25 protein-coding genes are annotated in these 22,231 nt (G+C 66.6%); 7 read left to right on the top strand and 18 right to left on the bottom strand.

Going from position 1 to position 22,231, the window contains the following annotated elements; translation table 11 throughout:
* Positions 1-131: 131 nt before the first annotated feature.
* The 11 genes from BLV60_RS11830 to BLV60_RS11785 form a co-directional block, all read right to left on the bottom strand.
* Positions 132-347, bottom strand: a complete 216-nt coding sequence (locus BLV60_RS11830; RefSeq protein WP_007829250.1) for a TOBE domain-containing protein — start codon at positions 345-347, stop codon at positions 132-134.
* A gap of 54 nt (positions 348-401) precedes the next feature.
* Positions 402-998: a malonic semialdehyde reductase gene (locus BLV60_RS11825; protein ID WP_093054585.1), complete on the bottom strand. Its 597-nt coding sequence runs from the start codon at positions 996-998 to the stop codon at positions 402-404.
* A 17-nt stretch (positions 999-1,015) separates the two neighbouring features.
* Complete coding sequence (locus BLV60_RS11820; protein ID WP_093054584.1) at positions 1,016-2,305, bottom strand: O-acetylhomoserine aminocarboxypropyltransferase/cysteine synthase family protein; 1,290 nt, start codon at positions 2,303-2,305, stop codon at positions 1,016-1,018.
* Between the two features lie 38 nt (positions 2,306-2,343).
* On the bottom strand, positions 2,344-3,174 hold the full coding sequence (locus tag BLV60_RS11815; RefSeq protein ID WP_093054582.1) for an ATP-binding cassette domain-containing protein: 831 nt from the start codon (positions 3,172-3,174) through the stop codon (positions 2,344-2,346).
* A gap of 5 nt (positions 3,175-3,179) precedes the next feature.
* Positions 3,180-4,148 (bottom strand): aliphatic sulfonate ABC transporter substrate-binding protein, encoded by a 969-nt coding sequence (locus BLV60_RS11810; RefSeq protein ID WP_093054580.1) that lies wholly within the window; start codon positions 4,146-4,148, stop codon positions 3,180-3,182.
* A 10-nt stretch (positions 4,149-4,158) separates the two neighbouring features.
* On the bottom strand, positions 4,159-5,004 hold the full coding sequence (gene ssuC, locus BLV60_RS11805; protein ID WP_093054578.1) for an aliphatic sulfonate ABC transporter permease SsuC: 846 nt from the start codon (positions 5,002-5,004) through the stop codon (positions 4,159-4,161).
* Between the two features lie 9 nt (positions 5,005-5,013).
* Entirely contained in the window at positions 5,014-6,183 is a 1,170-nt protein-coding gene (gene ssuD / locus BLV60_RS11800; RefSeq protein WP_093054576.1) for an FMNH2-dependent alkanesulfonate monooxygenase, read from the bottom strand.
* Entirely contained in the window at positions 6,183-7,139 is a 957-nt protein-coding gene (locus BLV60_RS11795) for a sulfonate ABC transporter substrate-binding protein (RefSeq protein WP_093054574.1), read from the bottom strand. Before BLV60_RS11795 ends, ssuD begins: the two co-directional genes overlap by 1 nt.
* A gap of 31 nt (positions 7,140-7,170) precedes the next feature.
* Positions 7,171-7,308: a hypothetical protein gene (locus BLV60_RS34365; RefSeq protein WP_176928778.1), complete on the bottom strand. Its 138-nt coding sequence runs from the start codon at positions 7,306-7,308 to the stop codon at positions 7,171-7,173.
* Between the two features lie 124 nt (positions 7,309-7,432).
* The gene (gene ssuE / locus BLV60_RS11790; protein ID WP_093054572.1) at positions 7,433-8,017 is read right to left on the bottom strand and encodes an NADPH-dependent FMN reductase; all 585 of its coding nucleotides are present in this window, start codon (positions 8,015-8,017) and stop codon (positions 7,433-7,435) included.
* 97 nt (positions 8,018-8,114) lie between these two features.
* Positions 8,115-9,155 (bottom strand): sulfate ABC transporter substrate-binding protein, encoded by a 1,041-nt coding sequence (locus BLV60_RS11785; protein ID WP_093054570.1) that lies wholly within the window; start codon positions 9,153-9,155, stop codon positions 8,115-8,117.
* 147 nt (positions 9,156-9,302) lie between these two features.
* Between BLV60_RS11785 and BLV60_RS11780 the strand changes: the two genes are divergently transcribed.
* A complete protein-coding gene (locus BLV60_RS11780; RefSeq protein ID WP_012748083.1) occupies positions 9,303-9,575 on the top strand; it encodes an oxidative damage protection protein in 273 nt (90 codons plus the stop codon).
* 7 nt (positions 9,576-9,582) lie between these two features.
* Complete coding sequence (gene mnmC, locus BLV60_RS11775; protein WP_093054568.1) at positions 9,583-11,424, top strand: bifunctional tRNA (5-methylaminomethyl-2-thiouridine)(34)-methyltransferase MnmC2/FAD-dependent 5-carboxymethylaminomethyl-2-thiouridine(34) oxidoreductase MnmC1; 1,842 nt, start codon at positions 9,583-9,585, stop codon at positions 11,422-11,424.
* A gap of 3 nt (positions 11,425-11,427) precedes the next feature.
* Here mnmC and BLV60_RS11770 read toward each other — a convergent pair whose 3' ends face one another.
* Both BLV60_RS11770 and BLV60_RS11765 read right to left on the bottom strand, forming a co-directional pair.
* Entirely contained in the window at positions 11,428-12,231 is an 804-nt protein-coding gene (locus BLV60_RS11770; protein WP_093054566.1) for a sulfite exporter TauE/SafE family protein, read from the bottom strand.
* A gap of 3 nt (positions 12,232-12,234) precedes the next feature.
* Entirely contained in the window at positions 12,235-12,570 is a 336-nt protein-coding gene (locus BLV60_RS11765; RefSeq protein WP_093054564.1) for an antibiotic biosynthesis monooxygenase family protein, read from the bottom strand.
* 128 nt (positions 12,571-12,698) lie between these two features.
* Between BLV60_RS11765 and BLV60_RS11760 the strand changes: the two genes are divergently transcribed.
* The gene (locus tag BLV60_RS11760; protein ID WP_256216665.1) at positions 12,699-13,598 is read left to right on the top strand and encodes a transglutaminase family protein; all 900 of its coding nucleotides are present in this window, start codon (positions 12,699-12,701) and stop codon (positions 13,596-13,598) included.
* Between the two features lie 27 nt (positions 13,599-13,625).
* On the opposite strand, the gene BLV60_RS11755 is transcribed toward BLV60_RS11760, so the two are convergent.
* The 4 genes from BLV60_RS11755 to BLV60_RS11740 form a co-directional block, all read right to left on the bottom strand.
* The gene (locus tag BLV60_RS11755) at positions 13,626-14,840 is read right to left on the bottom strand and encodes a glycerophosphodiester phosphodiesterase (protein WP_093054560.1); all 1,215 of its coding nucleotides are present in this window, start codon (positions 14,838-14,840) and stop codon (positions 13,626-13,628) included.
* 166 nt (positions 14,841-15,006) lie between these two features.
* Positions 15,007-15,930, bottom strand: coding sequence for a crotonase/enoyl-CoA hydratase family protein (locus tag BLV60_RS11750; protein ID WP_093054557.1), 924 nt, complete (start codon positions 15,928-15,930; stop codon positions 15,007-15,009).
* Between the two features lie 77 nt (positions 15,931-16,007).
* The gene (locus BLV60_RS11745) at positions 16,008-17,495 is read right to left on the bottom strand and encodes a sensor histidine kinase (protein WP_093054555.1); all 1,488 of its coding nucleotides are present in this window, start codon (positions 17,493-17,495) and stop codon (positions 16,008-16,010) included.
* Positions 17,495-18,220: a response regulator transcription factor gene (locus tag BLV60_RS11740; protein ID WP_093054553.1), complete on the bottom strand. Its 726-nt coding sequence runs from the start codon at positions 18,218-18,220 to the stop codon at positions 17,495-17,497. The genes BLV60_RS11745 and BLV60_RS11740 overlap by 1 nt, the downstream gene beginning before the upstream one ends.
* 98 nt (positions 18,221-18,318) lie before the next feature.
* On the opposite strand from BLV60_RS11740, the gene BLV60_RS11735 reads away from it, so the two are divergent.
* From BLV60_RS11735 to msrA, 4 genes are all read left to right on the top strand, one after another.
* Positions 18,319-18,966, top strand: a complete 648-nt coding sequence (locus BLV60_RS11735) for a cytochrome b/b6 domain-containing protein (RefSeq protein WP_093054551.1) — start codon at positions 18,319-18,321, stop codon at positions 18,964-18,966.
* A complete protein-coding gene (locus tag BLV60_RS11730; RefSeq protein WP_093054549.1) occupies positions 18,966-19,757 on the top strand; it encodes a molybdopterin-binding protein in 792 nt (263 codons plus the stop codon). Before BLV60_RS11735 ends, BLV60_RS11730 begins: the two co-directional genes overlap by 1 nt.
* Positions 19,758-19,862: 105 nt before the next feature.
* On the top strand, positions 19,863-20,114 hold the full coding sequence (locus tag BLV60_RS11725; RefSeq protein WP_093054547.1) for a pentapeptide MXKDX repeat protein: 252 nt from the start codon (positions 19,863-19,865) through the stop codon (positions 20,112-20,114).
* A 100-nt stretch (positions 20,115-20,214) separates the two neighbouring features.
* Positions 20,215-20,916, top strand: a complete 702-nt coding sequence (gene msrA / locus BLV60_RS11720) for a peptide-methionine (S)-S-oxide reductase MsrA (protein ID WP_093054545.1) — start codon at positions 20,215-20,217, stop codon at positions 20,914-20,916.
* A 16-nt stretch (positions 20,917-20,932) separates the two neighbouring features.
* Here msrA and BLV60_RS11715 read toward each other — a convergent pair whose 3' ends face one another.
* Positions 20,933-22,231 carry an acetyl-CoA hydrolase/transferase family protein gene (locus BLV60_RS11715; protein WP_093054543.1) on the bottom strand — a complete coding sequence of 433 codons (1,299 nt, stop codon included), beginning with the start codon at positions 22,229-22,231 and terminating at the stop codon, positions 20,933-20,935.

Genomic DNA, 22,231 nt, shown 5'->3' with positions numbered 1-22,231 from the left:
TTCGATCGATTCCCGAAATTCAGCACAGTCGACGAATGGATGGCCTGTAAATCACTGCAAACACACGGCCCAGAAACGAAAAAACCCGGCGCCATGACAGCGCCGGGTTGTCGCAGATGCCCGAGGGTCCGTCAGAGCTTCGCGATCGAAACCTCGGTCGACTTCACGAGCGCGACCACGTCGGAGCCCACCTTCAATTGCAGCTCGTCGACCGAGCGCGTGGTGATGACGGAGGTGACGATGCCCCAGGCGGTTTCGACATCGACTTCGGAGACGACGTCGCCGCGGATGATTTCACGGACCTTGCCCTTGAACTGGTTGCGCACGTTGATGGCTTGGATGGACATGATGGTTTCTCTTTCAGGTTGAAGCAGGGATGGATGGATGAATGGGCCGGAGCGTCAGACGATCTCGGCCACGTCGTCGAACGCCAGCCGGGGGCCGCGCTCGAAAGTGCCGGCGTGGTCGGCCACGCCGAGGTTGACGAGGAAGTTGGCGCGGTAGCGCCCGTCTGGGAAGAACGCCTTGTCGACCAGGTCGGCGTTGAAGCCCGACTGCGGCCCTGCGTCGAGCCCGAGCGAGCGCGCCGCCAGGATCAGGTAGGCGCCCTGCAGGCTGCTGTTGCGGAAGGCCGTGGCCTGTGCGGCTTCGGCGCTCTTCTCGAAGAAGGGCTTGGCGTCGTAGGCCGGGAACTGCGTGGGCAGGTGCTCGTAGAAGCGCGTGTCGTGCGCCACGATCACCGTGACGCCGGCCGCCAGCGTCTGCGCAGTGTTGCCTGCGGACACGGCTGGCTTGAGCTTCGCCTTGGCTTCTTCGCTGCGCACGAACACGTAGCGCGCCGGCTGGGCGTTGTAGGCGGTCGGGCCCCACTTCAGCAGGTCGTAGAGCTTGTGGATCAGTTCGTCGGTCACGGGCACGGGCTTGAAGGCGTGCACGGTGCGGGCCTTGCGGAACAGCTGGTCCAGCGCGGCTTCGGGAATGGATTGCAGTGTGGTCATGTCTTCAAAAAGGTGTTTCAGTTCGACGCTGCTGCGAGCGCTTGGTCGAGGTCGGCGATCAGGTCGTCGATGTGTTCGATGCCGACCGACAGGCGCACGGTGTCTTCAGTCACGCCGGCCTTGGCCAGCTCCTCGGGTGACAGCTGCCGGTGCGTGGTCGAGGCGGGGTGCGTGGCCAGCGAGCGCACGTCGCCGATGTTCACGAGGCGCGTGAAGAGCTTGAGCGCATCGAGGAACTTCGCCCCACCCTCGCGACCCGCACCGATTCCGAAGGTCAGCACGCCGCTGGAGCGGCCGCCGAAGTACTTCTTTGCCAGCGGGTAGTCGGGGTGGTCTTCGAGCGCCGCGTAGTTCACCCAGTTCACGGCCTTGCTCTGCTTCAGGTGCTGCGCCACTGCGAGTGCGTTGCTGCTGATGCGGTCCATGCGCAGCGCCAGCGTCTCGATGCCCTGCAGGATCAGAAAAGCGTTGAACGGCGAGATGGCCGCACCGGTATTGCGCAGCGGCACCACGCGCGCACGGCCGATGTAGGCGGCCGGGCCCAGCGCCTCTGTGTAGACCACGCCGTGGTAGCTCACGTCAGGCTCGTTCAGGCGCCTGAAGCGCTGCTTGTGCTCGGCCCACGGGAACTTGCCCGAATCGACGATGGCACCGCCGATGCTGGTGCCGTGGCCGCCCAGGTATTTGGTGAGCGAGTGCACCACGATGTCGGCGCCGTGTTCGATAGGCCGGCTCAGGTACGGCGAAGGCACTGTGTTGTCGACGATCAGCGGCACGCCATGGCGATGCGCGATCTCGGCAATGGCCGCGATGTCGGTCACGTTGCCCGCCGGGTTGCCCAGCGATTCGACGAACACCGCCTTGGTCTTCTCGTCGAACAGCTTCTCGAAGCTCGTCGGATCGCGGTGGTCCGCGAAGCGCGTGGTGATGCCGAACTGCGGCAGCGTGTGGGCGAACAGGTTGTAGGTGCCGCCATACAGCGCGGTGCTGCTGATGATGTTGTCGCCGGCCTCGGCGATGGTCTGGATCGCGTAGGTCACGGCCGCCTGGCCCGAGGCCAGCGCCAGCGCCGCAATGCCGCCTTCGAGCGCGGCCACGCGCTGCTCCAGCACGTCCTGCGTGGGGTTGTTGATGCGGGTGTAGATGTTGCCCGGCACCTTCAGGTCGAACAGGTCCGCGCCGTGCTGCGCGCTGTCGAAGGCATAGGCCACCGTCTGGTAGATCGGCGGCGCCACTGCGCGGGTGGTCGGTTCGGGCGAGTAGCCGGCGTGCACCGACAGGGTTTCGAATTTCCAGTTCTGCGACATGCGACTGCCTTTCAAAGGGGCGGATGGATGAAAGAAGCTCAGATCGCCCAGCGCAATGCATGCGCGGGGGTGCTGAGCCAGCTTGCGTCGGTGCTCTCTGGCGCGGTGTCTTCCGGCTTCTGCAGCACCCTGTCGAGGATTCGTTTTTCAATGGCCGCGAAGGCCGGGTCGCCCTGCGAGCGCGGGCGGGTCAGCGCGATGTTCTCGTCGAGCGCGATGCGGCCGTCTTCGATGAGGATCACGCGGTCGGCCAGCGCCACGGCCTCCTGCACGTCATGCGTCACCAGCAAAGCGGTGAAGCGGTGGCGCTGCCACAGGTTCTCGATGAGGCGGTGCATCTCGATGCGCGTCAGCGCATCCAGCGCCCCCAGCGGCTCGTCGAGCAGCAGCAGGCGCGGGTGATGCACCAGCGCGCGGGCCAGCGCCACGCGCTGCCGCTGGCCGCCCGACAGGCGCGCCGGCCATTCGTTCTCGCGGTCGGCCAGGCCGACTTGCGCCAGCACTTCCTTGCCGCGCGCCTTGGCATCGTTGGGCAGGCCCAGCGTCACGTTGTCGAGCACGCGGCGCCACGGCAGCAGGCGCGCCTCCTGGAACATGATGCGGGTGTCGTCGTGCAGGCCATGCACGGCCTTGCCGTCGGTGTAGAGGCCACCGGCGCTCGGCTCCTCCAGCCCCGCGATGAGCCGCAGCAGCGTGCTCTTGCCGCAGCCGCTGCGCCCGACGATGGCGATGAACTGGCCCGGCTCGATGGTCAGGCGCGTGTTGCGCAGCACTTCGCGCGCACCGTAGCGCTTGTGCAGGCCGCGCGCTTCGAGGCGCACGCCGCCGGCGATGGCCTGGGGTTGGATGTCTTTCAGGACGGCACTCATGGGCTTCAGGCTCCGGGTTTGAACAGCGCCACGTTCAGCGCATCGATTTTTCGGGGGAGCAGCTTTTCCGTGAAGAAGGCATCGGCGATGCGCTGCTGCTCGGTCAGTGCCTCGGCCACCACCGGACGCACGGCATAGCTGCGGCGGCTGTTGGCCTGCTCGATGGTTGCGGCGTCCAGGCCCCACACGGGCGACAGCAGCGCGGCCGCGTCCTTCGGGTTCTGCTTGACCCACTTGCCGGTCTTCTCGAGCTCGGCGTAGACCACGCGCAGCACGTCGGGCCGCGCCTTCGCGAACTTGGTGCTCGCAAGGTAGTAGCGCTGGTACGAGGCGATGCCCGCGCCATCCGCCAGCACGCGCACCTTCGACTGGCGCTGCGCGGCGGCGAGGAACGGGTCCCACACCACCCATGCGTCGATCGCGCCCTTCTCGAAGGCGGCGCGGCCATCGGCGGGCGTGAGGTAGGCGGGCTCGATGTCCTTGAACGACAGGCCGGCCTTGTCGAGCGCGGCGATCAGCAGGTAGTGCGCGCCAGCGGCTTTCGCGAAGCCGATCTTCTTGCCCTTCAGGTCGGCCACGGTCTTGATCGGCGAGTCTTCGCGCACCACGATGGCCTGTGCGGCCGGCGACGGTGCTTCCTGCGCAATGAAGGTCAGGTCTGCTCCGGCGGCTTGCGCGAACACCGGCACGGTGTCGGCCACGTCGGCGCTGATGTCCAGGTTGTCGAGGTTCAGCGCCTCCAGCAGCGGCAGGCCGCTGGTGAACTCGTGCCAGCTCAGCGTGACGTTGAGCGGCGCGAGCTGCTTTTCGAGCGCGCCCTGTGCCTTGAGCACAGCGATCAGCGTCGACGACTTCTGGTAACCGAGCCGCACGGTCGCGGGCCGCGCGGCCACGCCCTGTGCAAGCACCGCACCGGCGCCGAACGCGCCCAGTGTGGCGATGACGGTGCGACGGGAAACATGGAATTGCGTCATGCCCCTGCCCTCACTTCGCCTTCTTCTGGTAGCCCGGATGCCACCGCAGCCACCATTGCTCCAGCCCGCGCGCAAACAGGTCGGCCAGCTTGCCGAGCAGCGCGTACAGCAGGATGCCCACGAGCACGATATCGGTCTGCAGGAACTCGCGGGCGTTCATCGTGAGGTAGCCAATGCCGGCCTGCGCCGAGATGGTTTCCGCCACGATCAGGATCACCCACATCAGGCCCAGCGAGAAGCGCAGGCCCACGAGGATCGACGACAGCGCGCCCGGCAGGATCACCTCGCGGTACAGCTGCCAGCGCGACAGGCCGTAGGTGCGCCCCATCTCGATCAGCTGCGGATCGACGTTGCGGATGCCGTGGAAGGTGTTCAGGTAGATCGGAAAGAACACCGACACCGAAATCAAGAACAGCTTGGCCGATTCGTCGATGCCGAACCACAGGATCACCAGCGGAATCAGCGCCAGCGCAGGGATGTTGCGCACCATCTGGATGGTGGAGTCGAGCAGCGTCTCGGCGAACTTCACCGAGCCCGTCAGCAAGCCGAGCGCAAGCCCCGCCCCGCCGCCGATGGCCAGCCCCGCGAGCGCGCGGCCCGCGCTGACCTTCACGTGCGTCCACAGCTCGCCTGACACCGTGAGGTTCCACGCAGCCTTGACCACGTCGACCGGCGCCGGCAGCACGCGCGTGCTGAGCCAGCCCAGCGACGACGCGATCTGCCAGAAGACGATGAGCCCGACCGGCACGAGCCACGGCACCAGTCGCCCGGCGACGTTGGCAGCGAAGCTCCTGAATGCGTTGCCGGTGTTCTCGGTGGGTGCCACGGCCGGCAGCTCCTGAACTTGTTCGGTCATGACAGTCCTTCAGCTTTGGGAGACGAGGCGCGAAGGCGCATCGAGATTGGCGACGACCTCGCCGAACGGGCCGCTGAGCGAACCACCTGCCAGACGCGTCTGCGCCTTGCGCGAGAGCAGCGGGAACACCAGCTCGGCGAAGCGGTAGGCCTCTTCGAGATGCGGGTAGCCCGAGAGAATGAATTTGTCGAGCCCGAGCGCTGCGTATTCCTCGATGCGCGCAGCAACGGTCTTCGGGTCACCGACCAATGCGGTGCCAGCACCGCCACGCACCAGGCCCACACCAGCCCAGAGGTTCGGCGCAATCTCAAGCTCGGCGCGCGAGCGCTTGGCGCCGCCAGCATGCAGCGCGGCCATGCGGCGCTGGCCTTCGGAATCCATGCGCGCAAACGCAGCCTGCGCGCGGATGACGGTCTCGTCATTCACGCGGCTGATCAGTTCTTCGGCGGCCTTCCACGCGGCGTCTTCGGTCTCGCGCACGATCACATGCAGGCGGATGCCGAACTCGACCTTGCGGCCCTGCCGCTCGGCGCGGGCGCGCACGTCGGCGATCTTCTTCGCGACTTCCGCGGGCGGCTCGCCCCAGGTGAGGTACGCATCGACCTGCTCCGCGGCGAGGTCGTGCGCAGCAGCCGACGAGCCGCCGAACCACACGGGCGGATACGGCCTCTGCACCGGCGGATAAAGCAGCTTGGCGCCCTTCACGCTCAGGTGCTTTCCCTCGAAGTCGAAAGCCTGCCCGTCGTGGCTGCGCGCAATGATCTCGCGCCAGATGCGGATGAACTCGGCCGACTGTTCGTAGCGCGCCGCATGGTCGAGATACACGCCGTCGCCTTCGAGCTCGGCCTGGTCGCCGCCGGTCACGAGATTCACGAGCAGGCGCCCGCCGGAGAGCCGGTCGAAGGTCGCTGCCATGCGCGCGGCCAGGCTGGGCTGGTGCAGGCCGGGGCGCACCGCCACCAGGAACTTGAGCTTCTTCGTCGCGCCGATCAGGCTGGAGGCGATGACCCACGGGTCTTCGCACGAGCGGCCCGTCGGAATGAGCACGCCTTCGTAGCCGAGGTTGTCGGCCGCGCCGGCAATCTGCTGCAGGTAAGCCAGGTCGATGGGGCGTGCGCCCTCGCTCGTGCCGAGGTAGCGGCTGTCGCCGTGCGTGGGGAGGAACCAGAAGATCTGCATCACGCAATCCCCGCGCCGGCGGCTTCTAGCAGGTTGATCTTTTTCGGGATCAGCTTCAGCGCGAAGAAGGTGTCAGCAATCTGTTGCTGCTCGGCCAGGATGGCCTTGGTGATGGGTGTAGTGCCGTAGTCCACCCGGCCCACCGACAAATTGGCCACCGGCTTCGGCAGGCCCCAGAGCGTGGCCAGTTCGGCCGCGTAGTCGCCCTTGTTGGCTGCGCCCCAGACGTCGATCTTGTTGATCTCCTCGACCGCGATGGCCAGCACGTCGGCGTTCTTCGCCACGTAGTCGAGCGACGAGAAGTAGTAGCCACGGTTGCCGACCACGCCGGTGGCGTCGGCCAGCACGCGCGCTTCGAGCGACTTCTCGGCTGCGGCGAGGAACGGGTCCCAGATGACCCAGGCGTCGACCGAGCCCTTCTCGAAGGCGGCGCGCGCGTCGGCCGGCGGCAGGTAGACCAGGTTCAGGTCGGTGTACGGCAGGCCGTGCTTTTCGGCCAGCTTGACGATGAGGTAATGAACGTTCGAGCCCTTGTTGAGCGCGATCTTCTTGCCTTTCAGATCGGCCACGGTCTTGATGGCCGAACCCTTGGGCACGATCACCGCTTCCGCCCGCGGACGCGGCACCGTCGCGGCCACATAGGCCAGCGGCGCACCGGCTGCCTGCGCGAAGATGGGCGGCGCCTCGCCCACGTCGCCGAAGTCGATGGAGCCGACGTTCAGTGCTTCGAGCTGCACGGGGCCGGCGGTGAACTCGGTCCACTTCACGGTCACGCCGAGTGGTGCGAGTCGCTTCTCGAGCGTGCCGCGGCCCTTGAGGACGCTCAGCGGCCCCTTCTGGTTGCCGATGCGAAGCTGGCGTGCGGGCGCCTGTGCCAGCGCAGCAAAAGAAGGCAGCGCAATGGCGGCAGCAACGCCCTGGATCAGGCGACGTCGGGGTGCGGAAATCAATGTCATGGCAATGCTTGGGTATGGATGTGCCGCGCGGTCAGGCGGCGGCAATGAAACTCACGATCAGCGCAATGGCGCTGACGACGATGACGCTCACGGCAAGATCGCCCAGCGCGTGCCAGAGGGAGCGCGGCGAGGTGACGAGCACGGAGTCTTCGGTGGCAACGGGGGTCATGCGTGGATTCCTTGGTCTGCAAAACTTCAGGCAAAAGCTGTCCCGCACCGCGCGCAGGCGGCTTTCAAGAACGGGAATGAGGGATGAGGTCTGGGCAAGCCGGGCTCGCGACGAGCCCGTGCTTTCAGACGCTACATCGCACGCGGGAAAACGGCACCGGCTCGAAGCCGTGGGTTGCCGGCAGCTTCAGGCCTTCGGTGGCCAGCACCTCGACGGCCTCGTTGAGTCGCTCGGCCAGGTCGTTGTGCACCTGGTAGGCGTTCTCGGGCGTCAGCGCAATCTGCGATTCGCTGGCGTACACGCCCGGCAGGATGTGGCGCGCCGACAGCGACTGCAGCACGGGGCGCAATGCGTAGTCGAGCGCGAGCATGTGGTGCGGGCTGCCGCCGGTGGCCAGCGGCAGCACCGTCTTGCCCTTGAGCGCGTTCTGCGAGAGCAGGTCCAGAAAGACCTTGAGCAGGCCGCTGTAGGCCGCCTTGTAGACCGGCGTGGCCACCACGATCACGCGAGCCGCCGCCACCTGGGCAATGGCACGCTCGATGGCCGGGTTGTTCCACTCGGCCAGCAGCAGCGCCTGCGCCGGCAGCTCGCGGATGGCAAGCCGCTCGATCCGCGCATGGCGCTGGGCCAGCCGCTCGCCCACCGAGTCGAGCAAGGCGGTGGAGCGGGACGGGGCCGTGGGGCTGCCGGCAATCAGGAGAACGGACACGGGAGACTTTCTGTTTTCTTCGGAGATGTCGAGGCGAGCCGGGTCATGACGCTCGCGGAACGGGCGCCATGCGGGACCGGCTCGGTCGCGGGTCGAGTTACTTCTGCTTTGTCGTGTAGATCTGGTCGAAGGAGCCGCCGTCTGCGAAATGCTCCTTGTCGGCCTTCGCCCAGCCGCCGAAGGCCTGGTCGATGGTCACCAGCGTCAGCTTGGGGAACTGCTTGTCGTACTTGGCCTTCGCCTTGTCAGACGTCGGGCGGTAGAAGTTGCGGCCCGCGATGTCCTGGCCTTCGTCCGAGTACAGGTACTTCAGGTATTCCTCGGCCACGGCGCGCGTGCCCTTCTTGTCGACGACCTTGTCGACCACCGCCACGCTGGGCTCGGCCAGGATGGAGATCGAAGGCACGACGATCTCGAACTTCTCGGGGCCGAATTCCTTCAGCGCCAGGAAAGCTTCGTTCTCCCAGGCGAGCAGCACGTCGCCCACGCCGCGTTGCACGAAGGTGATGGTCGAGCCGCGCGCGCCGGTGTCAAGCACGGGCACGTTCTTGAACAGGTTGGCGATGTATTCCTTGGCCTTGGCATCGCCGCCGTACTTGCGCTTGGCGAATTCCCACGCGGCCAGGTAGTTCCAGCGGGCGCCGCCCGAGGTCTTGGGGTTGGGGGTGATCACCTGCACGCCGGGCTTGATCAGGTCGTCCCAGTCCTTCAGGCCCTTGGGGTTGCCCTTCTTCACCAGGAACACGATGGTCGAGGTGTAGGGAGCGGAGTTGTGCGGCAGGCGCTTCTGCCAGTCGGCCTTGACGAGGCCGCCATGCGTGACGAGCGCGTCGACGTCGCCGCCCAGCGCCAGCGTGGCTACGTCGGCGTCGATGCCGTCGATGATCGAGCGGGCCTGCTTGCCCGAGCCGCCATGCGACTGCTTGACCGTCACGTCCTGCCCAGTCTTGGCCTTCCAGTACTTGGCGAAGGCCTGGTTGTAGTCCACGTACAGCTCGCGCGTCGGGTCATAGGACACGTTCAGCAGCGTCACCGGGGCTGCGCTGCCCTGGGCAAACGTCGGCAACGCCGACAGGGCCATGGCACCGGCCACGCCGGCACCCAGGGAAAGCTTGATAAAGTCGCGGCGGAGGCTCATGGTGTCTTGCTCTGAAAAGGCATATCAATGAAGCTGCGTATTCTCAATACGACATATAGAAACTGGAACGACCAAGTTTTCAGTTCTAAATAGCCAAATCAACTAAGCAACCGCTTTCCCCACTTTTCCCGTTCAAAGGCAATCGAAATGGCACGCATGGTTCAGTGCATCAAGCTCGGCAAAGAGGCCGAAGGGCTCGACTTCCCGCCCTACCCAGGCGAGCTGGGCAAGCGCCTCTGGGAAAACGTCAGCAAGGAAGCCTGGGCCGCCTGGCTCAAGCAGCAGACCATGCTGGTCAATGAAAACCGGCTGAATCTGGCCGATCTGCGCGCCCGCCAGTACCTGGCGCGGCAGATGGAAAAGCACTTCTTCGGCGAAGGCGCCGACGTGGCCCAGGGCTACGTACCCCCCTCGAACTGAGCCCGTCTTGGCCGCCGAGCCCGTCGCCTGGCGCGCCGACGGCGTCCCCCGCAGCGAGCGCTTCGACGACATCTATCACACCGAAACCGGAGCACTGGCGCAGTCGCGCCATGTATTTCTGGGTGGCTGCGGGCTGCCCGAGGCCTGGATCGGACAGCCGCAATGGCTGATTCTCGAAACCGGATTCGGGCTTGGCCTCAATTTCCTGACAACCTGGCAAGCCTGGCGCGCGGACGCCGGGCGGCCACGGATGCTGCACTTCGTCTCTATCGAGGCGCACCCGGTTTCGGCTGAAGACCTGCTGCGCGCGGCCGGGGCGTATCCCGAACTGGCCTCCCTCGCCCGCGAACTGGCCGCGCAGTGGCACGGGCTGCTGCCGGGCTTTCACCGGCTGGCCTTCGACGAAGGCCGCGTGCTGCTCACCCTCTGCATCGGCGACGTGCAGCCGATGCTGCGCGCCCAGCGCTTCGATGCCGACAGCATCTTTCTCGATGGCTTCAGCCCGCAGCAGAACCCTGCCATGTGGTCGGAAGACACGCTCAAGGCCGTGTCGCGCTTTGCGCGGCAAGGCACGCGCATCGCGACCTGGACGATCGCGCGGACGGTGCGCGACGCGCTCAAGCAGTTCGGGTTCTCGGTCGAAAAAGACCAGGGACTGCCACCCAAGCGCGATTGCCTGCGCGGCGTGTTCGCGCCCGCCTGGACGGTGCGCCGCCGCGGCCCCGTACCCGAGCGCATCGACACGCCGGGCCGCTGCGCCGTCATCGGCGCCGGGCTTGCGGGCGCGGCCGTGGCAGCGAGCCTTGCGCGGCGCGGATGGCAGGTCACCGTGCTGGATGCTGCCGACTGGCCCGCCTCTGGTGCGTCAGGGCTGCCGGTGGGCATGCTCGCGCCACATGTGTCGCCCGATGATGCGCTGCTGTCGCGGCTCACGCGAGCCGGCATCCGCGCCACGTGGGCCGAACTGACACGATTGCTGGAAGAAGGCCGCGACTGGCGCGCCAGCGGCGTGCTGGAGCGCCGGCCCGATGGCGACACGCGCGTGCCGGCTGGCTGGAGCGATGGCGGCCCCAACGAATCGTGGCCCGCGAGCGCCGGGCAACTGGCGGCTCTTGGACTGCCGAGCGATGCGCCCGCCCTTTGGCACGCACGCGCCGCCTGGGTGCGGCCGCACCGGCTGATCGCCGCGTGGCTGCGGCAGCCGGGTGTCGAGTTTCGTGGTGGGTGCAAGGTGGAGCGCCTGGAGCGGCACGCGAGCGGCTGGCAACTGTTCGACCCGGCCGGTCAATTGCTGATAGACGTCGACCGCGTGGTGATCGCCGCAGGCTTCGAATCAGGCCGATTCGCCCCCAGGCTCCCTCTTCAGCCGGTGCGCGGCCAAGTCGCCTGGGGCCCGATGCCCGACGGTGCCGCCCTCCCCGCGACGCCGATCAACGGCGACGGCCATCTGGTCGCTCACGTGCCCGACGCCGAGGGCACCCTGATCTGGCTGGCCGGCGCGACCTTCGACCGCGACAGCACGAACCTCGCCCCCACCGACGCGGACAGCGACGCCAACCGCGAGCGCCTTGCGCGGCTGCACCCTACCGCGGCCTCCGCGCTGGCCGCTTCGTTCGCGCACGGCCAGGTCAATGCCTGGGTCGGCATCCGCTGCGCCTCGGGCGACCGGCGACCGCTGGTCGGCCCGCTCGACGCCGATGCTGGCGGCCTCTGGGCCTGCACCGCGCTGGGCTCGCGCGGCCTGAGCTTTGCCGCGCTGTGCGCAGAACTGCTGGCCGCGCAGTGGCACGCCGAGCCGCTGCCCCTGCCCGCCACGCTGGCCAAGGCACTCAGCACGCAGCGGCTCTGAATATCAGCCCGCGCCCGATGCCCGCCAGGCCATCAGCAGCGCCATGCAGATCACCAGCACGAAGAAGTACTTGCGCAGCGCCCGCTCTTCCAGCCGGGTCGCCAGCCGCGCCCCGGCCGCCGTGCCGATCCACAGCCCCAGCACGACAAAGCCCAGCAGCACCCAAGGCAGCCCGCTGGCGGCGCTGGCGTAGACAAGCACTGCCGGCAACGCCAGCGGCAGCGCATTGATCGCCAGGCTCACCGCCTGCGCCCGATGCTGCGAGTAATGCAGCGCCACCGTCAGCAACGCCGTGATGGCCAGCCCGCCGCCGATGCCCAGCAACCCCGACGATGCGCCCGCGACCATGCCCACAACCACCAGCGCGACGACTGCTCCGCGTGGCTCTTCGACCTGCGCCGCCTCGACACCCGCGGTCTTCGCAGGCGACTTCAGCACGACCAGCGTCGCCAGCACCAGCAGATACCCCACGAACATCCAACGCAGCGCCGCATCGGCGACATGGCTCGCTCCACGCGCGCCCGCATAAGCCCCAGCCAGAAACCCGAACGAGATCCAGACCACCGTACGCCACGAGGCCCCATGCCCCGACACCCGGTAGCGCAGAAACCCCGCCAGGCTGGTCGGCACCAGCTGCGCTGCGAGCGAAATGGCCTGCGCATCATGCTGCCCCAGCCCGGGCATCAACGCCAGCGCGGGCACCAGCGCCCCGCCGGGGCTCACACCGAGCAGCCCGGCCATCGCACCCGAAAAGATGCCGATCGCCAGCCCGCCCAGCACTTGAACGAGACCGAACGATTCGGGCATGGGCTAAGCGGCGCCCTGCCCCGAAGGCGCCAGCAGGTGATCGATACGGCTGTCCCCATAGGTGCGCAGCACCTCGGAGATCACCACCTTGTACCCGTCGAGCCAGTTCGCCTGCGCCGCCTTGGCCTGCTGGTGCACGGGGTGGCGGATCAACGCCTGCAGGCTGTCGAGCGAGTCCCAGTAGTAGACGTTCGACACCAGCCCGTTGCCCGTGTTCTCCCATGTTTCCTCGCCCAGGTAGCCGGGCAGCGACTTCGCGGCCGCGGCGATGGTCTGGTCGAGACGGTGGAACTCATCGTCGAACTGCTTCTTGGCGAAGATGAAGGTGGCGGAGTACATGGCGGGCCGGAATCTCCTGGGTGAATGAACCCGAATGGACCCGGGCAGAGCCCGGACGGGCGCCGATTCTGCGGCATGTGCTCACGCCAATCCACCGTTTTGCCACGCGAACGCTGAGAATGCACCGCATGGCCATCCAGTACGACATCAAGCACACCACCGTCTATCGCTACAACAAGCCGGTCACCTTCGGCTTGCACCGCGTGATGTTCCGCCCGCGCGACAGCCACGACCTGCGCGTGCTGGCCACCGACCTGCAGGTGAGCCCGCAGGCCTTCACCCGGCTCATTCAAGACCCGCACTCCAACTCCGTGGCGCTGGTGCAGCCCATGGGCGAGGCGACAGAGCTGCGCATCGTGTGCTCTTTCACCATCGAGCACGTGCCGGCGCAGCAGGACCAACTGGCGCTCGACCCCGCTGCCGAATTCTTGCCCTTCGCCTATTCGGTGCAGGAGCGCCTCGACCTCGAGCACTACCTGCGCCCGCACCACGACGACGACAACCAGGGCACGCTGATCCGCTGGGCCCACCAGTTCCTGCACACCGACAAGCCCAACAGCACGCGCGAGGTGCTCACGCGCATGAACGCGCACATCGGCCAGAGCCTCGAATACAAGGCGCGCGACGAGGAAGGCACGCAAACGCCGCTCGTCACGCTGGCGCTCGGCAGCGGCAGCTGCCGCGACTACGCCCTGCTGATGATGGAAGCCGCGCGGCGCCTGGGCATTGCCACCCGCTTCGTCTCCGGCTATCTCTACGACGCCGCGCTCGACAACGCCGCCCAGACCAAGGGCGAATCGATGACCGGCGCCGGCACCACGCACGCCTGGCTGCAGGCCTATCTGCCAGGCATCGGCTGGCTGGCCTTCGATCCGACCAACAACCTGATGGGCAGCGGCCAGCTGATTCGTGTCGGCGTCACGCGCGACCCGGCGCAGGCAGCGCCCATCTCGGGCAGTTGGTACGGCGACGCCGAGGCCTACGAGGGACTCGAAGCGACGGTGGTCGTCACCCGCCGCAAGGACTGAGCGCCAACCACCGCCTCTTGCGCGCTGCTACCTCGACCGCGCCGTCCGATACGCCTTGACTACCGGCACCGCCGTGACGGGGCTGTCGGCGAAGAGGCCGTCGATGCCGGCGTCGAGGAACGCCTTGATTTCCCCGGCGGTGTCGCCTTGCATGATCGGGTCGGCCTTCGGCGCTCTCTTGAGGCTGTCCGGCAGGAAGTTGTTCTCGGGGCGGATCGTCCAGACGTGGACCAGCAGCTTCTTGTCGTGCGCGTCCTTCACGAGCGTAGTCGGCGTGCCGAGCTTGCCGTCGACCACCGGGATCACGCGTGCCTTGGCCGTGCCGACGCCCTGCGCATAAGCTGCGATCTCGGCCAGGCCCTCGGGCTTCACAAGATCGGCATACGTGCGCTTGTCGCTCAGGGCCACGAGGTCGTAAGGCGCCCCCTGCCCGTCGATGAGCTGGACTATCTTCACCGTGCTCTTCAGGCGGATGTCCTTCAGGTTGCCGGTCTCGAAAGACTGCACGAACACCGGCGCATCAGCCTTGTTCAGGTCGTGCTTCTGCAGCGTGTCGAGCAGCTTCTTCTCCAGCGGCAGGCCGATCGAGCGGAAGTAGGTCGGGTGCTTGGTCTCGGGGTAGATGCCGATCACGCGCCCCTTGGCCACCGACTGCGCCTTGGCGAGCTGGATCACTTCGTCGAGCGTGGGCACCTGGAACTGGTCGTTGTACGACACGTTGGCCGGGCGCAGCTTCGGAATGCGCTCGCGGGCCTTCAGCTCCTTGAGTTCGGCCAGCGTGAAGTCCTCGGTGAACCAGCCTGTGATCGAGATGCCATCGATGACCTTGGTCGCCTTGCGGCCGGCGAACTTCGGCACGTCGGCCACGTTGGTGGTGGCCTCGATCACGGTGCCGGCTGCGTCGACGATGGCAATGGCGTTCTCGTGGCGGGCGACCAGTTCGCCGTCCTTGGTGGGCACCAGGTCGGGTTCGATGAAGTCAGCTCCGTCGTCGATGGCCTGCTGGTACGAGGCCAGCGTGTGTTCAGGCCGCTGCGCCGAAGCGCCGCGATGACCGATGACGAGCACGGGTGCCGCCTCCACTGGCGCTGGAGCCGGGGCCGGCGCAGGAGGCGCCGCCGACGGTGACGCCGGCGCATCGGGTAGCGCGGGCATGCCGCCGCCACTGCCACCACCGCATGCCGCCATGAACGCGCAGGCACAAGCCGCCAGGGCGGTCCTGGAAAAAGTTAACAACTGCATTGAAATTCCCCCTATTTGTTTCTATCGATGTAAATACGCCTGCCTTTGGCTGCCAAGCAGGTTGACGGCAGGCGCGCCGGATCATCGAAGGGGGAGGTGTCGGTCGCGTGACATGCACCACGCGACAAAGGGCCATCGGCGCGCACCGGCGCCTGCCCGTGCCGGATCAGCCGCGCGCTGCCAGCTTCGCGTCGAGCTCGGCAATGCGTGCGCGGGCTTCGTCGCCCTCGGGAATCGGCCGGCCGCTGTCGCGCCACTGCACCGCGCTCTTGAAGCCTTCGGCCTCGGCCTGACGCCTGAACCACATCCCCTCGGGGTTGTGACGCGTGATGCCGTCGAACACGGTCGCGAACATCTGGCTCTGCTCCAGCCCCATCGAATGCCAGACCTGGTTGACGACCAGCTTGTGCATCATCAGATGCGAACGCGGCACGCCCGCGATGCGCAGCGCGAGCTTCAGCGTGGCGTCGTCGAGCTGATCGGCGGGCACCGAGAAATTGGCGAGACCCCAATCGGCCGCCTGCGTGCCGGTAATGGTGTCGCCCGTGAACATGAGCTGCTTGGCGCGCATGGCACCGAGGCGATAGGTCCACATCGCGGTGGTCGGGCAGCCCCACACGCGCGTGGGCATGTAGCCGATGCGCGCATCGTCGGCCATGGTCAGCAGGTCGCAGCACAGCGCGATGTCGCTGCCGCCCGCAACCGCATAGCCGTGCACCTTGGCGATGGTGGGCTTGCGGCTGCGCCACAGGGCCATGAAGTCGTCGGTGTTGCGCTTCATGGCGGCGTAGTCGAGCATCGGGTCCCACGGCGTTTTCTCCTGCCGGCAGGGGTGGTCGCCCTGCCCTTCACGCCCGTGGCCTTCGGCATAGTCGCCGAGGTCGTAGCCGGCGCAGAAGGCGCGGCCTGCGCCTTCGACCACGATCACATGCACTTCGTCATCGGCTTCGGCCCATTCGACCGCGCGTCGAATCTCCGAAGGCGTGGTCTCGCCGATGGCGTTGAGCTTGTCGGGCCGGTTGAGTACGAGGCGCGCGATGCGCGGGTGCTGCGGGTCCTTGTCGATCAGGACGGTTTCGAAGGCTGGCATCTGGCTTGTCTCCTTGCGTGAGGGTTGTGCTGTTCTTGCAGCATCGTCACCCACGCGCAGGCAAACCTGCAAGCCTTTCAGGCGCTTGCCGCACCACCCAGCTGAAAGCGGAACACCGCGCCCTTGTCCGGCTGCTGCACCAGCCGTATGTCGCTGCCGTGCAGCTGAAGAATGCGCTTCACGATTACCAGGCCCAGCCCGCCGCTGCTCGCGCTGTCGGTGCGCGATCCGCTCATGAACACGGGGCGCATGAACAGGGCCGGCTGCAGTTCGCCCGGAATGCCGGGGCCCGTGTCGCTCACCTGAACCGTCACGCCTGCGTTCTCGGCACGCAGCTGCACCACGATTTCACCGCCCTCGGGCGTGTGGCGGATGGCGTTGTCGAGCAGGTTGGTCAGCACGCGCTCGATCATGCCGAGGTCGGCCGACACCACCGGCAGGCTCGGCGCGATGTCGGGCTTGAGGCGTTGATGCCTCGCCTCGGCAGCCAGCTCGAACTTCTGGAACACGTCCTGCACGAGATCGGCGAGTGCGAAGTTTTCCTTCTCGGGCTTGACCACGCCGTATTCGAGGCGTGCCAGTTCGAACACTTCCTGCGCGAGGCGGCCGACCTTGCGGCTCTGGCCAAGCGCAATCTCCAGATAGCGCCGGCGCTCTTCCTCGCTGAGCGAGCCAGCCTTGAGCAGCAGCGTTTCGAGATACCCGTGCAGCGAGGTGAGCGGCGTGCGCAGGTCGTGCGAGATGTTGGCGAACAGCTCGCGGCGCTGCTGATCCTGCAGGGTCAGCTCGCGCCATTGCTCGGCGATGCGGCGCGTCATCTGCGTGAAGGCCTGGCCCAGCTGCGCGATTTCGTCGCTGCCGTGCGAGAGGCGCTCCAGCGTGGGAGCCTCGCTTTCGAGCGAAGCGATGCCTTCTGTCTCGAAGCGCTTGACGGCCGAGGTCAGCTCGCGCAGCGGCCGCGTGATGAGGCGGAAAGCCGCAAGGCCCGCAAGCAGCCCGAGCAGCGCCACCAGCCCCATCGACCACAGCGTGGTGCGCAGCACGTTGTCGGTCGCCGCATTGGCGACCAGCGCGTCGTGGTCTTCGCCCTGCAGCACCACGTAGACGTATCCCACGTCGCGCCCGTCCATGCGCAGCGGCGCGGCGCTGAACACCTTGGACGCGGCAAGACTTCGCGGATCGTCGCCGCCGATGGGCAGCGGCGCACCCGACAGCAGCTTGCGGATCGGCCCCAGCTCGACCTTGTCGCGCTTCAGGTGCCTGAGCGGTGCGGCCTGCGCCTTGATGCGGCCGTCCAGCCCCAGCAGGTAGACCTCCACGCTCGGGTTGACGGCCATGAGCTTGTCGAAAAGATCCTTCACCGCCTCCTGGTTGAGTCCGCCAGGCTTCATGAGCTCGGAGTTCTCGGCGATGTGCGCCGCGAGCCCGAGCGACAGGCGCTGGATGACCTCCTGTTCGTGCATGCCGCTGGAGCGCATTTGCAGCCACGCCGAGGCCCCGCAGCACACCAGCAGCAGCACCGCGAACACGGCCGACAGCCGCCGCGACAGCGTGGCCCACGCCATCACGCAGAGTCCTCCCCGGTCGCGGCGGCCGACAGCTTGTAGCCCCGCCCCCACACCGTGAGGATGCGCCGCGGCTCCGCCGGATCGGCCTCGACCTTGGTGCGCAGCCGGTTGATGTGCGTGTTGACGGTGTGCTCGTAGCCGTCGTGCTGGTAGCCCCAGACCTGGTTGAGCAGGTCGAGCCGCGAGAACACCTTGCCGGGGTTCCGAGCAAAGAAGTAAAGCAGGTCGAACTCGCGCGGCGTGAGCTCGATGAGCTTGCCGTCCACGCGCACCTCGCGCGCCAGCGGCTCGATGTCGAGATTGCCGAGCGTGAGGCTGCCCGACTCCATGCGCGCATTGCGCGCCAGCGCATCGGTGCGCCGCAGCAGCGCCTTCACGCGCGCCACCAGTTCCAGCACCGAGAAGGGCTTGGCCAGGTAGTCGTCGGCACCCAGCTCCAGCCCGAGGATGCGGTGCACCTCGCTCGAGCGGGCACTGATGATGATGATCGGCGTGTAGCGCGTCATGGCGCGGGCGCGGCGGCAGATTTCGAGGCCGTCGATGCCGGGCAGCATCAGGTCGAGCACCAGCGCGTCCCAGTTGCCGCGCTCCAGCTCGCGCAGGCCGGCGTGGCCGTCGGCGGCGTGCTCGACCGCATAGCCTTCGTCGCGCAGATGCATGCGCAGGAGTTCGGCAATGTGGGCGTCGTCTTCGACGATCAGCACGCGCTTGGAGGTGTCCATAGGGTGCCATTGTCCTGCGATACGGCTTGCGGAGTTATCACGATTAATTGAACTTTGCGTGATGAATCGGCCATGGGGTGCGCCCAACAATCCACCCCATGAACAGCACAGCCATCGCCCCACTCGCCGAGCCGGCCCCCGAGGTCGATCGTCGCCCCATTCACCCGCTGTGGATGCGCATCACGCACTGGCTCAACGCGTTGGCCGTGGTGATCCTGGTGACGAGCGGCTGGCGCATCTATGACGCGGCGCCGTTCTTCCCTTTCACCATTCCAACCGTCATCACGCTCGGCGGCTGGCTCGGCGGCGCACTGCAGTGGCACTTTGCGGCCATGTGGCTGCTGGTGTTCAACGGCTTCGTGTACCTGGCCATGAACATCGCCAGCGGCCGGCTTGCCCGCAAGTTCTTTCCAGTAACGCCGGCCGGCATCTGGCACGACGCGCTGGCCGCGCTGAAGGGCAAGCTCTCGCACGCCGACCCGCGCCACTACAACAGCGTGCAGAAGCTGGCCTACCTGTTCGTGATGCTCGACCTGATCGTGATCGTGCTGTCGGGCCTGGTGCTGTGGAAGTCGGTGCAGTTCGCCGTGCTTCGCGACCTGCTGGGCGGCTACGAGTTTGCGCGCCGCATCCACTTCTTTGCGATGGCGGCCATCGTCGCCTTCATCGTCGTGCATCTGGTGATGGTGGCCCTGGTGCCCCGCACCCTCCTCACCATGATCCGCGGCCGTGCGCCAAAAGCCTGATGAAAATCTTCAAAGCCCCAACCCTGAGCGGCATTGACGGCGACGCCGTGCTGCATGAAGCCCGCACGCTGATTGCGAAGAAGCTCGACCAGCCTTCGCGTCGCGCCTTCCTGCAACGCTCGCTCACGCTCGGCGGCCTCTCGCTTCTCACGGGCTGCAGCATCAGCGACAACGCGCAGGTGGAAGCGGCGCTCACGAAGATCTCGCGCTTCAACGACAAGGTGCAGGGCCTGATCTTCAGCCCGACGCAGCTTGCCCCAACCTACACCGAAGCCGAGATCACGCGCCCCTTCCCGTTCAACGCCTACTACGGAGAAGACGAGGTGCGCGAAGTAGACGAAGCCAGCTACAAGCTCGAAGTGACCGGCATGGTCGCCGACAAACATGCCTGGACGCTGGCCGAGTTGCGTGCCATGCCGCAGCACGACCAGATCACGCGCCACATCTGCGTGGAAGGCTGGAGCGCCATCGGCAAATGGGGCGGCGTGCGTTTTGCCGACTTCCTGCGCCACATCGGCGCCGACCTGACTGCCAGGTACGTCGGCTTCAAGTGCGCGGACGACTACTACACCAGCATCGACATGCCCACCGCGCTGCATCCGCAGACGCTGCTGACGCTGACCTACGACGGCCAGCCGCTGCCGCCCAAGTACGGCTTTCCGATGAAGCTGCGCATGCCGACCAAGCTTGGCTACAAGAACCCGAAGCACATCAAGGCGATGTTCGTCACCAACACCTACACAGGTGGCTACTGGGAAGACCAGGGCTACAACTGGTTCGGAGGGAGCTGAGGGGCCGACACAGCCGCTCGACTGCCGAAGAAAGCGCAAGGCCCAGTTCACTGTAACCAGGCCGATCTTTGAAACGAAATCCAAACTCAACCCAGGAAGACTCCAATGAACAAGCTCACCGCAACCCTGCTCGCAACCTGCATGACCTTCGCCGGCGCCTCGGCTTTCGCCGCGGACGAAATGGCGAAAGACGGCATGGCCAAGGACTCGATGTCCAAGGACGGCATGAAGAAAGACTCGATGGCGAAGGACTCCATGTCGAAAGACGCCATGAAGAAGGACTCGATGGCCAAAGACTCGATGTCCAAGGACGCCATGAAGAAGGACAGCATGAGCAAGGACGAGATGAAGAAGTAAGCAGAGCACCCCGCAAACGCCATTGACGCCCGGCAGATTCGGCGTCAATGTCGCGCCAACCGGCTATCCAGCCACCGAAACTCGCCCTCAAGGAGCCCCCATGAAATCCCTCGCACTCACCGCCGGCACGCTGGCTGCCGCCGCGCTGGTCTGGCACGCAGTGCCTTCGTTCGCCGAAACCGCCCGCCGCGTGCCCGCGCCCACGGCAGACCTCGTGGCACCGCCGGCCGCAAAGACCGAAACCGCCGTGTTCGCCGGCGGCTGCTTCTGGGGCGTTCAAGGCGTGTTCCAGCGCGTCAAGGGCGTGAGCAATGCCGTATCGGGCTACGCCGGCGGCGACGCCAAGACGGCGCGCTACGACGAAGTCGGCTCGGGCCGCACGGGCCATGCCGAATCGGTGCGCATCACCTACGACCCGCAGCAGGTCAGCTACGGCAAGCTGCTGCAGATCTACTTCTCGGTGGCGCACGACCCGACCGAACTCAACCGCCAGGGCCCCGACACCGGCACGCAATACCGCTCCACCGTGTTCGCCGAGAACGCCGAGCAGGCGCGCATCGCCACCGCCTACATCGCACAGCTGAACCAGGCCAAGACCTTCGGCAAGCAGCTGGCCACCACGGTCGAGATGTCCAAGCCCTTCTATGCGGCCGAGGACTATCACCAGGACTACCTGACGCTGCACCCGAGCCAGCCCTACATCGCGATCAACGACATGCCGAAGATCGACGACCTGAAGAAGCTGTTCCCGGAGAGCTACAAGGCAACGCCTTCGCTGGTGAAGGCGGCCAAGGCCGGCTGATAGCCAACCCGCAGGCCTACAGCAGCTTCAGCCGCCTGGCCTGCTCGGTCAGCTCCGCCCGGAAGGCCGGATGCGCGATACCGATGAGTTCGCGCGCCCGCTGCTTCGCCGACTTGCCTCGCAACTGGGCCACTCCGTATTCGGTGACCACGTAGTTGATGTCGTTCTTGCTCGTGCTCACATGCGTGCCCGGCGACAGCGAGGGCACGATGCGCGAGATCGTGTCGCCCTTGGCTGTCGAGGGCAGCACGATGAAAGCCTTGCCGCCGCGCGAACGGTTGGCCGCGCGCACGAAGTCCGACTGCCCGCCCGTGCCCGAGTACGGCGCGTGGCCCAGGCTCTCAGAGCCGCACTGACCCAGCAGGTCGATCTGCATCGTCGCGTTGATTGCGATGAGGTTGTCGTTGAGCCCTGCCAGCGCCGGGTCGTTGGTCAAGTTCACCGGGTGCATCTCCAGCGCCGGGTTGCGGTCCATGAAGCGGTAGAGCTTGCTCGACCCCAGCGCGAAGGTGGCGATCGACTTGCCCGGCAGGTAGTTCTTGCGCCGATTGGTCACGGCCCCGCTCTCCACCAGCGTGAGAATGCCGTCGCCGATCATCTCGGTGTGGATGCCCAGGTCGTGCTTGTGCGTTAGCTGCATCACCACCGCGTCGGGAATGCCGCCGTAGCCGATCTGCAGCGTCGAGCCGTCGTCGATCAGGTCGGCCACGTATTTGCCGATGGCTTCCTGCACCACCCCGATCTTCGGCAGGCCGACTTCCATGACCGGCGCCTCGTTTTCCACGAGCGCGGCCACCTGCGAAATGTGCACATGGCAGGCTCCACAGGCAAAGGGCACGTTCGGGTTCACCTCGAGCACCACGGCACGCGCCCTGGCAACCGCGGCCATCGTGTAGTCGGCGCCCAGGCTCAGGGCAAAGTAGCCATGCGCGTCCATCGGCGAGGCCATGCTGAAGACCACGTCGGCCGGCATCTGCCCGCGCTCGATCTGCGCGGGAATCTCCGAGAAGTAGTTCGGCAGAAAGTCGATCCAGCCCTCCTGCCCGCCCGCGCGGGAGGCTCCACCGAAGAACAACGCGACGTGGCGCACGTGATCGACTGTCTCGGGGTCGATGTAAGCGTACTTGCGCATCGCAAGAATCTGCGCGACCTTCACGTCGTGGAAATCGCGGCGATGCTCCGACAGCGCCGTGAGCAGCGTGGGCGGCTCGCCGACTCCCGTCGGCACGATGATCATGTCGCCATTGCGCACCTGGCGCACGGCGTCGGCGGGAGATGCCAGCTTCTGGCGGTACAGGTCCTGAGGGGTCGTCAT

Origin of the sequence: Variovorax sp. YR634 (assembly GCF_900106655.1) — a bacterium.
GTDB lineage: Bacteria > Pseudomonadota > Gammaproteobacteria > Burkholderiales > Burkholderiaceae_C > Variovorax.
This window is presented reverse-complemented; position numbering and strand designations above follow the sequence as displayed.

Bases quoted from the DNA above. Each gene is read 5' to 3' on its own strand.
- BLV60_RS11830 (WP_007829250.1), bottom strand. From the start codon at position 347: ATGTCCATCCAAGCCATCAACGTGCGCAACCAGTTCAAGGGCAAGGTC.
- BLV60_RS11825 (WP_093054585.1), bottom strand. From the start codon at position 998: ATGACCACACTGCAATCCATTCCCGAAGCCGCGCTGGACCAGCTGTTC.
- BLV60_RS11820 (WP_093054584.1), bottom strand. From the start codon at position 2,305: ATGTCGCAGAACTGGAAATTCGAAACCCTGTCGGTGCACGCCGGCTAC.
- BLV60_RS11815 (WP_093054582.1), bottom strand. From the start codon at position 3,174: ATGAGTGCCGTCCTGAAAGACATCCAACCCCAGGCCATCGCCGGCGGC.
- BLV60_RS11810 (WP_093054580.1), bottom strand. From the start codon at position 4,148: ATGACGCAATTCCATGTTTCCCGTCGCACCGTCATCGCCACACTGGGC.
- ssuC (WP_093054578.1), bottom strand. From the start codon at position 5,004: ATGACCGAACAAGTTCAGGAGCTGCCGGCCGTGGCACCCACCGAGAAC.
- ssuD (WP_093054576.1), bottom strand. From the start codon at position 6,183: ATGCAGATCTTCTGGTTCCTCCCCACGCACGGCGACAGCCGCTACCTC.
- BLV60_RS11795 (WP_093054574.1), bottom strand. From the start codon at position 7,139: ATGACATTGATTTCCGCACCCCGACGTCGCCTGATCCAGGGCGTTGCT.
- BLV60_RS34365 (WP_176928778.1), bottom strand. From the start codon at position 7,308: ATGACCCCCGTTGCCACCGAAGACTCCGTGCTCGTCACCTCGCCGCGC.
- BLV60_RS11785 (WP_093054570.1), bottom strand. From the start codon at position 9,155: ATGAGCCTCCGCCGCGACTTTATCAAGCTTTCCCTGGGTGCCGGCGTG.
- BLV60_RS11780 (WP_012748083.1), top strand. From the start codon at position 9,303: ATGGCACGCATGGTTCAGTGCATCAAGCTCGGCAAAGAGGCCGAAGGG.
- BLV60_RS11770 (WP_093054566.1), bottom strand. From the start codon at position 12,231: ATGCCCGAATCGTTCGGTCTCGTTCAAGTGCTGGGCGGGCTGGCGATC.
- BLV60_RS11765 (WP_093054564.1), bottom strand. From the start codon at position 12,570: ATGTACTCCGCCACCTTCATCTTCGCCAAGAAGCAGTTCGACGATGAG.
- BLV60_RS11760 (WP_256216665.1), top strand. From the start codon at position 12,699: ATGGCCATCCAGTACGACATCAAGCACACCACCGTCTATCGCTACAAC.
- BLV60_RS11755 (WP_093054560.1), bottom strand. From the start codon at position 14,840: ATGCAGTTGTTAACTTTTTCCAGGACCGCCCTGGCGGCTTGTGCCTGC.
- BLV60_RS11750 (WP_093054557.1), bottom strand. From the start codon at position 15,930: ATGCCAGCCTTCGAAACCGTCCTGATCGACAAGGACCCGCAGCACCCG.
- BLV60_RS11745 (WP_093054555.1), bottom strand. From the start codon at position 17,495: ATGGCGTGGGCCACGCTGTCGCGGCGGCTGTCGGCCGTGTTCGCGGTG.
- BLV60_RS11740 (WP_093054553.1), bottom strand. From the start codon at position 18,220: ATGGACACCTCCAAGCGCGTGCTGATCGTCGAAGACGACGCCCACATT.
- BLV60_RS11735 (WP_093054551.1), top strand. From the start codon at position 18,319: ATGAACAGCACAGCCATCGCCCCACTCGCCGAGCCGGCCCCCGAGGTC.
- BLV60_RS11730 (WP_093054549.1), top strand. From the start codon at position 18,966: ATGAAAATCTTCAAAGCCCCAACCCTGAGCGGCATTGACGGCGACGCC.
- BLV60_RS11725 (WP_093054547.1), top strand. From the start codon at position 19,863: ATGAACAAGCTCACCGCAACCCTGCTCGCAACCTGCATGACCTTCGCC.
- msrA (WP_093054545.1), top strand. From the start codon at position 20,215: ATGAAATCCCTCGCACTCACCGCCGGCACGCTGGCTGCCGCCGCGCTG.
- BLV60_RS11715 (WP_093054543.1), bottom strand. From the start codon at position 22,231: ATGACGACCCCTCAGGACCTGTACCGCCAGAAGCTGGCATCTCCCGCC.